This is a genomic window from Trinickia caryophylli (assembly GCF_034424545.1).
Taxonomy (GTDB): domain Bacteria; phylum Pseudomonadota; class Gammaproteobacteria; order Burkholderiales; family Burkholderiaceae; genus Trinickia; species Trinickia caryophylli.
In genome coordinates this window covers 1,323,469-1,336,974 of the sequence record NZ_CP139971.1, presented here as the reverse complement: position 1 = coordinate 1,336,974, position 13,506 = coordinate 1,323,469, and the positions used below count along the sequence as shown (strand labels likewise).

Below are 13,506 nucleotides of genomic sequence, written 5' to 3'. Positions count from 1 at the left end.
ACGTCTCCCCTCAGGCTGTGGCCGGCGCCGAGGCGATTCGGCCGGCGTCCCCTTCGTTGCGATCGACGAAATCGAGTACGAGGCTGCCCTCCGCCGTGCTCGAAAGCGCGATCTCCGCCGGCGCGGCACCCGCTGCCATGCGTGCCAACAGTTCTCGCGACACGGTTGGCAGGATGCGCTGATCGAGAAACGCATCGACGTTGCGAGCGCCCGATTCCCGCGCGAGGCAAAGCTCGGCCATGGCCTCGATCAAGGACTCCTCGCACGTCAGCGCGATATCGTGCTGACGTCGCAGGCGATCCGCAATTTTCGACAGTTTCAGGCGCACGATGGCGCCGAGCGCAGGCACGTCGAGCGGCCGGTAGACGAGGGTCTGAAAGCGGGCGAGCAGTGCTGGCTGGAAATGGGCGACCAGCTGCGGATGAATGGCTTCGAGCAGTTCAGCGTGTGAAACCTCCGGGTGGGCGGCCGTTGCGTCGTCGATCTGTGCGCTACCCAGGTTCGCCGTCATGAGGATGACGCAATGGCGGAAATCGATCTCGCGGCCCTCCCCGTCGCGCATCGTGCCACGGTCGAATACCTGATAGAACATGTCGAGCACGTCACGGTGGGCTTTTTCCACTTCGTCGAGCAGCACCACGCTATAAGGCCGCTGGCGTACCGCCTCGGTCAGAATGCCGCCGCGCCCATATCCCACGTAGCCCGGGGGCGAGCCCTTCAACTGCGATACCGAGTGTGCCTCCTGGTACTCCGACATATTGATCGTGGTAAGCGCCGCATTGCCGCCGAACAGAATATCGGCCAGTGCGAGTGCCGTCTCGGTCTTGCCGACGCCGGACGGTCCCGCGAGCAGAAAGACGCCGAGCGGCGCATGCTCGCTCCGGAGCCCCGCCTTCGCGGTGCGCAGGCCTTGCGCCAGCGCCCCCAATGCATCGTCCTGCGCCACCACGCGCTGCGCGAGCTGAACCTCCAGCGTCAGCAAGCGCTGAAGCTCGTCGTCGACGAGGTTGCCGGCGGGCACACCGGTCCACTCGGCCACCACGCGGGCGATCGCCTGTGCGTCGACGTCGGCGAACACGAGCGGAGCCTTACCCTGGGCGCTGGCGAGTGCCTTTCGCGCCTGGTCGAACAATGCGTCGTCTCGTTCGTTCGGTGGTGCCTCGCGTCGTTCGTGCAGCGTTCGAACCAGATCGAGCTCTCTCGCATAGCGCTCATCGAGTGCCGCCCGCTCCGCTCGCGCGTTGGCAAGCGCGGCGTCGAGCGCGTCGCGGCGCGCAGGTGTGCCCTCGATGCCTGCTTGCGCATCGTCGGCAAGCGTGGCGAGCTCGAGCTCCAGGGCACTGACGGTTGCCCGTGCCCGCTGCAGCTCGGCGGGTGGAGACTCGAGTCCGATGCGCACGCGCGCGGCGGCCGTGTCGATGAGATCCACTGCCTTGTCCGGGAGCTGCCGCGCGGGGATATAGCGGCGCGAAAGCTTCACGGCGGCGACGATCGCCTCGTCGAGGATATGCACCCGGTGATACGCCGCATAGCGTGTCTTGAGGCCGCGCAGCATCAGACAGGCGGCCTCGTCGTCAGGCTCGTCGACCTTGATGATCTGAAAGCGCCGCTCGAGTGCGGCATCGCGCTCGAAGAACTCCTTGTACTCGGACCATGTCGTGGCGGCGATCGTGCGCAGTTCGCCGCGCGCGAGCGCCGGCTTGAGCAGGTTCGCGGCATCCGCGCCGCCGGCGGCGTTGCCCGCGCCGATGAGCGTGTGCGCTTCGTCGATAAAAAGCAGGATGGGCACCGGTGAGGCTTGCACTTCGTCAATGACGTTCTTGAGCCGTTGCTCGAATTCCCCCTTCACGCCAGCGCCCGCCTGCAGCAAGCCGAGATCAAGCGTGAGGATGCGCACGTCGCGAATCGCGTTCGGTACGCTGCCTTCCGCCACGCGCAGGGCCAGGCCTTCCACGAGTGCGGTCTTGCCGACCCCGGGCTCGCCAACGAGGATCGGGTTGTTCTTGCGCCGGCGTGCGAGGACGTCGATGACCTGCTGAATCTCCCTGTCGCGGCCGAACACGGGATCGATGCGGCCTTCGTGCGCCTTGCCGGTCAGGTCGATGGCAAAACGTGCGAGGGCATCGCCGTCGGCCGTGCGCTCGCGCCGTGGCGGCTCGCCCGTTGCCGTGTCGCGCCCGATCGCGTTGCTCGCTGCCGCGCCTGGGGCTTCGCCGGTGCCCGCATTGGGGGCGCCGCCGCTCTTACGCGCATCGGGCTCGCTGGCCTCCTCATCAAGTGCGTTTTCGCACGATCGCGGACCGAGCCGCGGGAGGAGCCGCTGAATCTGTGCACCGCTGATCGACAGCAGCGGCCAGGCGTCGCGCGCGCGCAGTACGTAGGGGGCGCCGACGATTGCCTGTAGCAAATTACCGGAACGGATCGGTGCATCGTCGCTTTCGGAGGTGGCATGAAGCCATGCGTCCCGTAACACCGTGGCGAGCTGCGGCGAGAGCGCGGGCTTGCCGCGCAGTGTGCGAGGCGCCTGCGCGATCGAGGCGAGCAGGGCCTCCCACACGGCATCGATATCGATCCCGTAGTGCCGGAGGATGGCAGGAATATCGCCGTCGCCGGCCTCGATCAGCTTTATCAGCCAGTGCTCGACGGTAATCTCGTCCGCGAGCCGGGCCTGACACAGGCCCGCGGACGCTTCGAGCGCCTTTGCGCAATAGGGGTTGAGCTGGCGGAGCAGATCGGGCGTGTCTCGGGGTGTCATGGCGATCGATCACGAAAGGGCGCAGCCGGCGATCGGCGATGCGGCGCGCCCGGAGTAGAAGGACCAGCCCGCTGGCGGGCTGGCGAAGCGGTCAGTGGCGGCAGGCCGATCTCACCGCGCGTGCGGGTCGCTTACGAACGCTCGTTCCACGTATCCTTGTGGATGATGTTGCCGTCCTTGTATGACCATGTGATCGTCTCGTAACGCAGCTCGACGTCTTCGAGATGGTTGTGCCGCTCGTATTCGGGATTCTTGATGTCGAGCATCTTCGGGCGGACGGCGACAACCTTGACGTTGTCGAGTTTGGTGTTGAAGTACTCTTTTTCCTTGCCGGCGTCGTCGATCTTGTACCACTTGATCTCGACCGATTTCAGCGTCTGGCCGCTCGTCACGGCCTTGTAAAGGTACGGCGTGGACGCGTCCGTTTCCTTCGTCAAGGTGATCGGCTGGTGCACGCGCGTGCCGGTCAATTTGCCGGTGTTGCCGTCGGTCGGAATGTGTACGCCGTGATCGAATGCGACCAATTCGACACTACCTTCGCGATCCTGGACCGTCACCGAACCTTTGATGTCGGCGCCGCCATCGTCCTTGAGCCACATATAGGCCGGAATTGCCATGTTTCACTCCATTTTCGTGCTGCGACAATTGCCCGGAGCCACCCCCGGGCGTAACGATCCCGAAGCGCCTGCTTCGGGGCTGAACGTGATATCTAATGCGCGATGCGCTCGGATGGGGCGTTTTCGCGCGACGAATCCGTTTCGACCGGCAAACGATTGTTCGCTTCGTCGGGGATCAGCGTGATCTCCACGCGCCGGTTTCTCGCCCGTCCGTCCGCGGTCTCATTGCCGGCGATCGGCCGTGTGTCGCCATATCCCTGAATCGCGAACTGAGTGGCCGGAATGCCCGATGCGTCGATGAGCCAATCGCGTATGGCACCGGCGCGGGCGATGGAGAGTTTCAGGTTGTTCTCGGGCGTGCCGGCGTTATCCGTGTGCCCCGCGACGAGAATTCGCTTTTCGGGGTGTGCCTTGATCATTTCGAGCGCCTCCACCATGGCGCGGGTCGAGCCGGGTTTGAGTTTCGCTTTGCCGCTGTCGAAAAGCGACATGCTGTCGAGCGTCACGACGGCCGGGGGCGCGGGAGGCGGCGCATACGATGCGATCGCATGGTCGAGCACGGGCATCAGTTGCGCGCCGCGGTACATGCCGAAGGACAGGCGCGTGGGAACACCGGTTCGTGCATAGCGGTCGAGAAGATCCCGGTCGGCCATCAGCGTCTTCAGTGCGTCGCGGCGTGCGGTGTCCCGCGCCGCTGGAATCGCGAAATAGCGCATGAGATCGGTGGCGATGCCATCCACGAGCGTTCGGTTGTTGCGTGCCGCACCCCAGAAGGCCGTCGCGCTGGCCAACGCGACGAATATCAGGGCATGGGCGAGGGCGGCGATGCGCGGCGAGATCCAGCGGCGAACAGGCATCGCCTCGATCAGCGGCTGCGGCAGCGGCCAGGGCAGTGGGGAGGCGCCTGCATTCGCGCGCATGACCTCCGTTTGCATTTCGACATCGCGCTGCCACGGATTATTCGCGCCGCTCGCCGGGCCGCAGTCGATCCAGGCGGCACCGAACAGCGGCCACGCCGGGGCGGGTTGCGGGTGGTCGGTGAGCGCACCGATAACGACGCGTTGCGTCCATCCGACGACCGAAGCCAGTGCGGCTGCGCGGACAGCTGCGAGGCGCTCGCCGGTTGCGCGTTGAACTTCGTTCTCGGCGGCCTGAATCGCCCATTCGAAGCGCCCGGTGTCCGCGATGCGGGTAGCCGACGACACGCCGTACCACTGAGGCGTCGAGAGCGCTGCCGGACCCGCCGTGAGCCGTTGATATACCGCCACGTACGCCGGCAGTTTCGCGCCGAGTCTGCTCGAGGCATCGGCGGCCGCCTGCCGTGCGATACGCAGCGACTGCGAGAGCGCGTCCGCGCTCGTGTGCAACGCGGGCGCGACCGACAGGACGATGCCGTCCGGCGCGCGGCCGTCGCGCCACTGCTCGATCGCCAGGGCCAGCCGTGGCAGATCCTCGGGACGATCGACGCGCAGCCATATCGCGCCTTCGCCGACATGTGCGTACCGCGTTTCGCCGTCGCGATCGAACAGTGCGCCGAGGCCGTCCCCCGTTACGAGGACGAGCGGCATGCGCGTGCGCAGGTTGACGGGAATATCCGCGGTTGCCGGCCCCAGTGCGGCAAATATCTTCGCATTGCTGTTTCGAGCATGCGCCAGTTGACGCATGTGCCACCCTGCCAGCGCGAGGCCGACGAGCGCGATGCCCGCCGTAAGAATCCATGCCGCGGTGCGCGCGAGCGGCAACACGGCCCAGATCAGCACGAATGCCAGCAAGGCCGCGAACGCGAGCATCGACTTGAATGGATAGCCGAGGCTCGCGTGGGTGTCGTCGAGCGATGTCACAGGCGTGGCCGGCACGGCGGTCAGCTCCGATTTCACGGCCGGACGCCCGTGGTCAGCGCCAAATGCGCAACCTGTGCGTCGAGCGCCGTGGCCCACACGACCCAGAGCACACCCGCCGCGATGCACGCGAGGCCCGCGATGGCCCATGGAGAGAGACGATGGAGCCAATCGGAGAAGCGCCGCCCAGGTCGATCGACGACGAACGCCTGCGCGGCCGATGAACGGCGTGTTTCGAGCTGTGCGTTCAGTGAAGCGATCAGCGCAGTGCGTTTCGATTCTCCGTCTCGCGCATATCGGCCGACGAATCCCATGCCGAGAATCGCCGAATAGCCTTCGAGCAGATCCACGGAAGAGGAGGCGTCCCGCATTCTGGCTTCGAGCTGCTCGATCACACGCTCGCCCGCGTCGTGCAGGTTGAATCGTTCGACTTGCAATGGCTTGCGTTCCCAGTCGGCCCGCAACGCCGGATCCAAGGACCGGAGCGCCGTTTCATCGAGGAGCCCGCACTGTGCGATGACCGCTTCGCGACGTACGTCGTCGGGATAGCCGCGCTGCTCGAGCGCCTGTGAGAACTGTTCGATCAGGTCTCGGCAGCGACTGCGCAGCGCTTGTCCGTCACCGGGTGCGCCGCCCGTTGCGAGCGAGGTGACGAGCAATGCCGTATCGCGCAGCAGCGCACGCATGCCCGGGCTCGATGCGCGAGCGCCCCCCGCCTCGAGCAGGGCGGTTTCATGCCGATGAGAGGTCAGGGCGTTCATGCGCGAAGCACCGCGTAGAGTTCGAGCGAGGCGTCAGGCACCGACGCCGGCAGATAGATCTGGCAGGCCCGCGCCGCAAGCATTCTTGCGTGGGGCGCGCTCGTCGAATCGAGCGCGAAGTACTGATTGTCCAGACGCACGGGGATGGCGGCGGGCACGCGCGCAACCGCTTTGAGCGGGATGCCGAGCAGGGCCGAGTTGACGATGTGTTCGATATCGTCCGGCGCGCCGATCTTGCACAGCCGGGGGAACTGCTCCACGAGTTCGAGCGCCGGCACGGGCGCATTGACCGATAGATACCAGTCGGCGGTATCCGATACGATGCGTTCGTCGGCGAATTGACCGGCCCACGTCGTCGCACTTTTGCGCGTGAGCCCGATCGAGACGACGCGAGACGGGATGATCGCGTCGAGCAGGTCGCGAATCATCGATTCCAGCTTGGCGAATACCTCGTCGGCGCGTGCATGATCGTAGCCGGGAAGATCCGTCAATTGCGACTGGGTCGAGAACGTCATCAGCGCGCTTGCAAGTTGGGCGAGCGTTTCATACAAGCATTCGGGCGAGCGGCTCGGATGATCGGCGTAGAGGCGAAGTTGCGGCCACGCCGCGTGAATGCAGTGAAGCAGCCAGAAGAGCTGCACGTCGGCCACGCCGTATTCCGCGACCTGCTCGATGCGCTCGCTGCGGCGCGCGCCGAGAGCAAGGCTTTTGGCCTGCAGGATGTCCGCGAGCCGGCCGATGCGATCGACGTGCAGCGAGTGTGCACCGAGCGTCAGGCAAGGCGGTACGAACCGATGATCGACCTGAAACTGCCCGCTGGTGCCGCGCGTGAGGCGCGCGATCGCGCAGACCGTGTCATCGGCATGCGGCTCGAAGTCGAACAGCAGCCGGACCGCGTAGCGCTCGGCGGCGATCTCGGTTTCGCCCGTCCCGTTCAAGTCCGTGACCTTGACGAATTCGCGGTAGGCACGGCGCGGCCGCGCGAGCGCGGCTTCGTCGAAACGGCAGTTGTTGCCGTTTGCATCGGATAGCGCCAGCGCGGCCACGACCACGACGCTTTGCCGATCGGCCGGCAGGTCTTGCGTCAGATTGCGCGTGGGCGGCAAGGCGTCGGCCACCGTCGTGTCGAACGGCGTGCCGTCGGGAAAGCGCAGCTTCAAGCGCGTCAGCTTCAGGCGCCCTGTTGCGAGGGCCTCCTCGTCGATCTCGACGGCAAGCGTCCCCCACGGCGCAGCGAGCGTGGACGTCGCGAGCTGCTGCATCGCGAACCCCATCCATCGATCCTGCTGCTGAAAGTGCTGCTGCGCGAGGATCAGTCCCTCGTGCCATAGCGGTTTATCGATCCGCATAGGTTGGTCTGCGTCTTTTTATCGGTCATTGGAGCCGCGATTGTAATTGCGCGATTAGTGGAGCGTATACCCCCCCGCGTTTCGGTTCTCATTCGAGATGGTGATGGTCGGGCAACGGTCTAATTCCATGCGTGGCGCGCCTCGCCTTGATCGAGGCGCGCAATGCGTTTTACAGAGTGGGGCAAAAAAAGTTTTGTAACTGGATGTAAATTGGCGTCTTGAAAATCCGCCAAAGCCTTTATGGGCGGTGGTTTGAGGCGACCGCTCGGCGATGATCAATCCGACATTCACAATGCTGCGTAACATTGTCCGATAATTTTGACATTTAACATTGGTTGACAATTTGTTGGTGTATTGCGATATCTCATAGCCTTTGACGATGATCGGGTAAACATGTTTAATACGCGCTGTAGTCGATCAATTGAATGTAGGACACGCCAGCGGATGCCGCCGATCATTCCGCTTGTATTGCTTTGTGCGCGGGAAGCGCGCAGGAATCGCGCAGGAAGCGGAATGGCATCGAAACGGGCGGGTTCTGCGGGAACCCTCCTCCTGATTTGACAAGGAACACTAATGGACAGCTTCCAGCGCGAAATTCCGAAGAGTCGCGTCTCGATTACGTTGGATTTGCATACGGGCGGCGCCCAGAAGAAGGTCGAGTTGCCGCTCAAGCTGCTCGTCGCGGGCGATTTCAGCGCGGGCCGCGAACAGGCGCCGCTTGCCGAGCGCAAGAAGGTGAACATCGACAAGAACAACTTCGACGCGGTGCTGGCCGACTACGCGCCGGATCTGAAGCTGGAGACGGAGAACACGCTGGCGGGTGACGGTTCCGAGCTGCCGGTAAGCCTGTCGTTCCGTTCGATGAAAGACTTCGAGCCGGAGCACGTTGCCCGGCAGATCCCGGAGCTGCAAGCGGCGTTGGCAATGCGCAATCTGTTGCGCGACCTCAAGTCGAACCTGTTGGACAACGGCACTTTCCGCCGGGAGTTCGAAAAAATTCTGAAAGACAAGCGGCTTTCGGAGAAGCTGCGGGGCGAGCTCGCGCAGATTGCAACGGCGGCTACGCAGCCGGAAGGACATGCCTGAGGGTGGCGGGAACCGGAGCTGAGCATTGAAGCGTCCGCTCCTTCCGAAGCGAGGACGGCCCAAGATGGCCGTGACCGCTTTCCGCAACCAGGTAGCCACACGAACCGAGACCGAGAGAAACATGAAACAGAACGAATCCCGGCGCAGCGCCAGCGAGAGCGCTGTGCTCGAAACTTCCGCGCAGCCGACCATGGGCGAGAGCGACAGCGTTTACGCTTCGTTGTGCGACAAGATCAATCTGAAGGCGGTTGCCGAAGCGCGGCCGCTTGAGGCCTTCAGAGACAACGACACGTTATCCGAGGCTTCGGCCGATGAACGGGTGGCGCGCGGCATGGACGCGCTGCTGAACCTGATCGCGCAGGAGAGCCGGCCGGTGGACCGGCTCGACAAGTCGCTGCTGGACTTCTACATCGGGCAATTGGACCGGCAAATCAGCCGCCAGCTCGACGCGGTGATGCATACGCCCGAATTCCAGGCGCTCGAGGGCCGTTGGCGCGGGCTGAAGATGCTCGTGTCGCGCACGGACTTCCGCAAGAACGCCAGAATCGAGGTGCTCGACGTTTCGAAGGATGCGTTGCAGCGCGATTTCGAGGACACGCCGGAACTCATCCAGAGCGGTCTTTATCGCCTGACCTACGTCGAAGAGTACGACACGCCCGGCGGGCAGCCCATTAGCGCGATGGTCAGCGACTTCGAGTTCGCGAATTCGCCGATGGATGTGGCGCTGCTGCGCAACATCTCGAAGGTTGCGGCGGCGGCCCACATGCCGTTCATCGGTTCGGTGGGCGCCGCGTTCTTCGGCAAGAAATCGATGGAAGAAGTGGCGGCTATCCAGGATATCGGCAACTACTTCGACCGTGCCGAGTACATCAAGTGGAAGAGCTTCCGTGAGACGGACGATGCGCGCTATGTCGGCCTGACGATGCCGCGGGTGCTCGGGCGCCTGCCATACGGCAAGGATACGACGCCGGTGCGCGCCTTCAATTACGAAGAGGCCGTGAAGGGCCCCGATCACGACAAGTATCTGTGGGTCAATGCGTCGTTCGCGTTCGCGGCCAACATGGTGCGCAGCTTCGTGAACAACGGCTGGTGCGTGCAGATTCGCGGCCCGCAGGCAGGCGGCAAGGTGGAGGATCTGCCGGTTCACCTGTACGACCTTGGCACCGGTGTGCAGCCGAAGATCCCGACGGAAGTGCTGATTCCCGAGACGCGCGAATTCGAGTTCGCCAATCTGGGCTTCATTCCGCTGTCGTTCTACAAGAATCACGACTTTGCGTGCTTCTTCTCGGCCAGCTCGACGCAGAAGCCCGCGCTGTACGAGACGAAGGAGGCGACGGCCAACAGCCGCATCAACGCGCGCTTGCCGTACATCTTCCTGCTCTCGCGCATCGCGCACTACCTGAAGCTGATCCAGCGCGAGAACATCGGCACGACCAAGGACCGCCGTCTGCTCGAGCTGGAGTTGAACAGCTGGATCAAGGGGCTCGTGACCGAGATGAAGGACCCGGGTGACGAGCTGCAGGCGTCGCACCCGCTGCGAGAAGCGAAGGTGACAGTCGAGGATATCGAGGACAACCCGGGCTTTTTCCGCATCAAGCTCTTCATCATTCCGCACTTCCAGGTGGAGGGTATGGATATCGGGCTGTCGCTGGTTTCGCAGATGCCCAAGGCCAAGAGCTGATCCACACGCACCTTGTGTTCACCGCCGGAGCCCTCGCTGCTCCGGCGGTGCGGTTCATATCTTCCGCCCGCACCCCGGAGTTTTCGCATGTCGTCGATCCTGCCTACACAGGCTTATGAGTTGAAGCTGGCGCCGCATCCGGCGCCCACCTCGGTCCTGAAGTTCACGGGCAGGGATGCGCTGAGCGAGCTTTACCGATACGACATCGAGTTTACGAGCCCCGTGGCCGGCATCGCGATGGACCAGGTGGTGGGTCGTCCCGCGAAGTTCATCGTTGCCCCGATCGACCCGAACATGAACTATCTGCGCACGATGTTCGGAGAGAACGCGGAGCAGTTTAGCAAGATGCCGGCCGCCTATACGGTTCACGGCGTCATTACGGAGTTCGATGAGTTCTCGACGTCCGCCGATCAGACGCACTATCGGGTCCGCTTGGAGCCGGCGCTCGCCGACCTGAACCGAGGCGTCACGAGCCGGCTGTTCCAGAAGCAGTCGGTCGAAGAGATCATCACCGATACGCTGCGCCATTACGGCTACCGGGCCGGCGTGGACTTCGTGTTTCAGTTGCGCCACAAGTACAAGCGGCACGAGTACACCACCCAGTATTGCGAGACAACGTTTGCGTTTATCCAGCGCCTCTGTGCGCAAGAGGGCATCTGGTTCCGTTGGGAGCAGAAGAAGGATCGGTCGGTGGTGGTGTTCGGCGACGATCTCGACGCGTACGCGCGCAAGCAGCGCACCGTGCCATATCGGCGCGACTCGGGGTTGGAAAGCTCCGGCATGGACGCGATCAAGACGCTCGACAAGCGGACCCGGCGCGTGCCCGAGGCCGTGCGGTTGCACGACTATAACCACCGTCAGGCAGGTGTACCGCTATTGGTAGAGGAAAACGCGGCGCGCGACGACAAGACGACGAGCGGCATCGACTACCGCTGGGGCGAGCACTACGAGACGCCGGAAGAGGGCAAAGGCGTCGCTCGTCGGCGTCACGAGGCGTATCTGGCAAATCAAATCACCTTCAAGGGTACCGGCAATCCGTTCTGGCTCGAGGCGGGCGAGGTCATGCGCGTCGATCCGAATCCGGCCGACGCCAAGCACGGGATTTTTATCACGTCCGTCGAATCGAGTGGCGGGCGTGGTGACTCATTCTGGCTGACCTTCGAGGGGATTCCATCGGATCGGGTCTGGCGCACGCCCATCGCTGTGATCAGGCGGCCGACCATTGACGGCATCCTGCCGGCGCGGATCACGTCGCCGGGAAACTACAAGTACGCGTACCTGACCGAGCAGGGCTGGTATGTGATCAAGCTGCCGTTCGATCTGGACGAATGGAGCCCGGGCGGTACGAGCCGGCCGGTGCGGTTCGCGAAGCCGTATAGCGGCGACAACTACGGTCATCACTTCCCGCTGATCGACGGGGCGGAGGTGGCGGTTGTCTTTACCGATGGTCATCCGGACAGGCCCGTAATCATCGGGGCGATGCACGACAGCCTGCATCCCGATCTCGTCAACAACCTGAATCACACCCGGAACATCGTTCGCACTGCGGCGCAGAACGAATTGCGGATGGAGGATAAGGAAGGGATCGAGCACATTCACCTGACCACGCCGCATCAGACCAGTGAGCTCAATCTGGGGCATATGGTCGATGGGGATCGCAAGGAGCGGGGGCGGGGGGCGGAGTTGCGGACCGACGGACATCTGGCCGCACGTGGGCCGCAAGGCATGTTATTGACCACGGAGACTCAGAACGGGGCATCGGGGCACCAGCTCGATATGACGGGTGCCAAGGAGCAACTGCAGCGGGCAATCGACCGAATGGAGTCACTGACCGGGGCCATTCAGGCTGCTGAATCCACGGTAGCCGAACTGAGAAAGCAGAAGGCCCTTTACGCGGAAGCACTCGATGGCCTGAAACGGGCAGCCATTCTCATGAGCGCTCCAGCCGGCATCGGACTAACGTCGGGTGAGCATCTGCAGGTCAACGCCGATCAGAACCTCATCGCGACGGCTGGGGGCAACTTCGACGTAGGTGTCATGCACAATTTCACGGTGGCGGCAGCTCGCCAAATTGCGCTTTTTGCGCAGGCGCAAGGTATGAGACTGGTTGCCGCAAAGCAGGACGTGATCATGCAGGCTCGTACCGGCGCAATGGCGCTGTCGGCGTCGAAAGATCTGCATCTGACTAGCGTCGATGGGGCGATCGTGGCTGCGTCCCGCGGCGCAGTGACACTGACAAGTGGGGGGGCCTACATCAAGATCGACGGTGGCAACATCGAACTAGGGTGTCCTGGCGATATCACACTCAAGTGCGGCAATTTTCATTGGACCGGGCCTGGCAATCTGTCTGTCCCGTTATCGGCAATGCCGATTGGACCATGCAAGGAATGCCTGCTGGACGCCCATCGCGGCGTCGAAGCGATGACGGAGGTCGCATAATGCCCGATCCGGTCATCGCTTCGAGCCAGGACAACGAATTCTCCTGGGAAAAGTGGCGCGAGAGCCTGCTGGCGCAATTCGACGTTGTGCAAAATGATGAACGGCGCACACAGCTTTACCTTCTTGTTGATTCCCGGGCCAATCCTGGCCTTGACAAGCTTTTGCCCCTAGTGCCGGGTCTTGCCTGGGCATCCCTCTGGCAGGAATCTCTTCTCGAGTCCTATACAGACATCGCGCCGTATCTGATTCAGATCGATCGGATTGCATTCGGTGATCCACGCGACCTGCAGAGCCGACTGGTCCGGCGTCTCTGGAAAGAGGGCCGCGATCTGCACATGCTGACGTGGATCTGGTCCCCGTTGTCGCTCAAGTCTTTGAATCTGCATTTCCGACATTACTGCCGATACGCGACCCCAGACAAGCGCGCGTTCTTTCTGCACTTCTATGACAACCGTATTTTGGAGCGCTTGCTTGCGGTTTGGACCGAAGAAGAGGCGCATGCCTTCCTTTCGCCTTGCGAAGAGCTTTGGTATCGCGATCGGGATCTGAACGAGGTTATCTGGCGCAACGATGCTGCTGCCACGGATCTTGCGACCATTGACGAACAGGTCCTGTCGGTTGACCAACACAAGACGCTGCTCTGGCTGGGCCTGCCCGATAAGTTTGCGATGCAGTTGCGAGAAATGTACGGCGCGGTCATCGATAACGTATCGGACACTGCATTGTTTCACCACGTGTCGGAACAGCTTGGGCGTGCCGCACGATACCGCATCGCCGACGATGATGATCTCTTGAATTATGTTTCCAAGGGGCTCGTAATTTCACCGTGGTTTGACGAACACCCGCTCATCCAGGAGCGGCTAACTCGCGCGATGCAAGGCCAGATGACTTACCGCGAAGCCTTGACCCAGATCGATCGTGAGGTACTGCGCCAGGCTTCCCGCATGCACGAACTGCCCGATTCACAAGCGAGCTAACCA

9 protein-coding genes are annotated in these 13,506 nt (G+C 63.0%); 4 read left to right on the top strand and 5 right to left on the bottom strand.

Going from position 1 to position 13,506, the window contains the following annotated elements:
- Nucleotides 1-10: 10 nt before the first annotated feature.
- From tssH to tssK, 5 genes are all read right to left on the bottom strand, one after another.
- Nucleotides 11-2,755, bottom strand: coding sequence for a type VI secretion system ATPase TssH (gene tssH / locus U0034_RS25180; protein WP_085229283.1), 2,745 nt, complete (start codon nt 2,753-2,755; stop codon nt 11-13).
- A 131-nt stretch (nt 2,756-2,886) separates the two neighbouring features.
- Nucleotides 2,887-3,372, bottom strand: coding sequence for an Hcp family type VI secretion system effector (locus U0034_RS25175; protein ID WP_085229282.1), 486 nt, complete (start codon nt 3,370-3,372; stop codon nt 2,887-2,889).
- Nucleotides 3,373-3,464: 92 nt separating this feature from the next.
- A complete protein-coding gene (locus U0034_RS25170) occupies nt 3,465-5,249 on the bottom strand; it encodes an OmpA family protein (RefSeq protein WP_085229281.1) in 1,785 nt (594 codons plus the stop codon).
- Entirely contained in the window at nt 5,246-5,971 is a 726-nt protein-coding gene (locus U0034_RS25165) for a DotU family type IV/VI secretion system protein (RefSeq protein ID WP_085229280.1), read from the bottom strand. The genes U0034_RS25170 and U0034_RS25165 overlap by 4 nt, the downstream gene beginning before the upstream one ends.
- Entirely contained in the window at nt 5,968-7,320 is a 1,353-nt protein-coding gene (gene tssK / locus U0034_RS25160; RefSeq protein WP_085229279.1) for a type VI secretion system baseplate subunit TssK, read from the bottom strand. The genes U0034_RS25165 and tssK overlap by 4 nt, the downstream gene beginning before the upstream one ends.
- Before the next feature lie 573 nt (nt 7,321-7,893).
- Here tssK and tssB point away from each other — a divergent pair.
- The 4 genes from tssB (at nt 7,894) to U0034_RS25140 (ending at nt 13,503) form a co-directional block, all read left to right on the top strand.
- A complete protein-coding gene (gene tssB / locus U0034_RS25155) occupies nt 7,894-8,406 on the top strand; it encodes a type VI secretion system contractile sheath small subunit (RefSeq protein ID WP_085229278.1) in 513 nt (170 codons plus the stop codon).
- A gap of 121 nt (nt 8,407-8,527) precedes the next feature.
- Entirely contained in the window at nt 8,528-10,087 is a 1,560-nt protein-coding gene (gene tssC, locus U0034_RS25150; protein ID WP_085229426.1) for a type VI secretion system contractile sheath large subunit, read from the top strand.
- An 87-nt stretch (nt 10,088-10,174) separates the two neighbouring features.
- Nucleotides 10,175-12,526, top strand: a complete 2,352-nt coding sequence (locus U0034_RS25145) for a type VI secretion system Vgr family protein (protein ID WP_102622855.1) — start codon at nt 10,175-10,177, stop codon at nt 12,524-12,526.
- Nucleotides 12,526-13,503, top strand: coding sequence for a DUF4123 domain-containing protein (locus U0034_RS25140; protein ID WP_085230865.1), 978 nt, complete (start codon nt 12,526-12,528; stop codon nt 13,501-13,503). The genes U0034_RS25145 and U0034_RS25140 overlap by 1 nt, the downstream gene beginning before the upstream one ends.
- Nucleotides 13,504-13,506 lie beyond the last annotated feature (3 nt).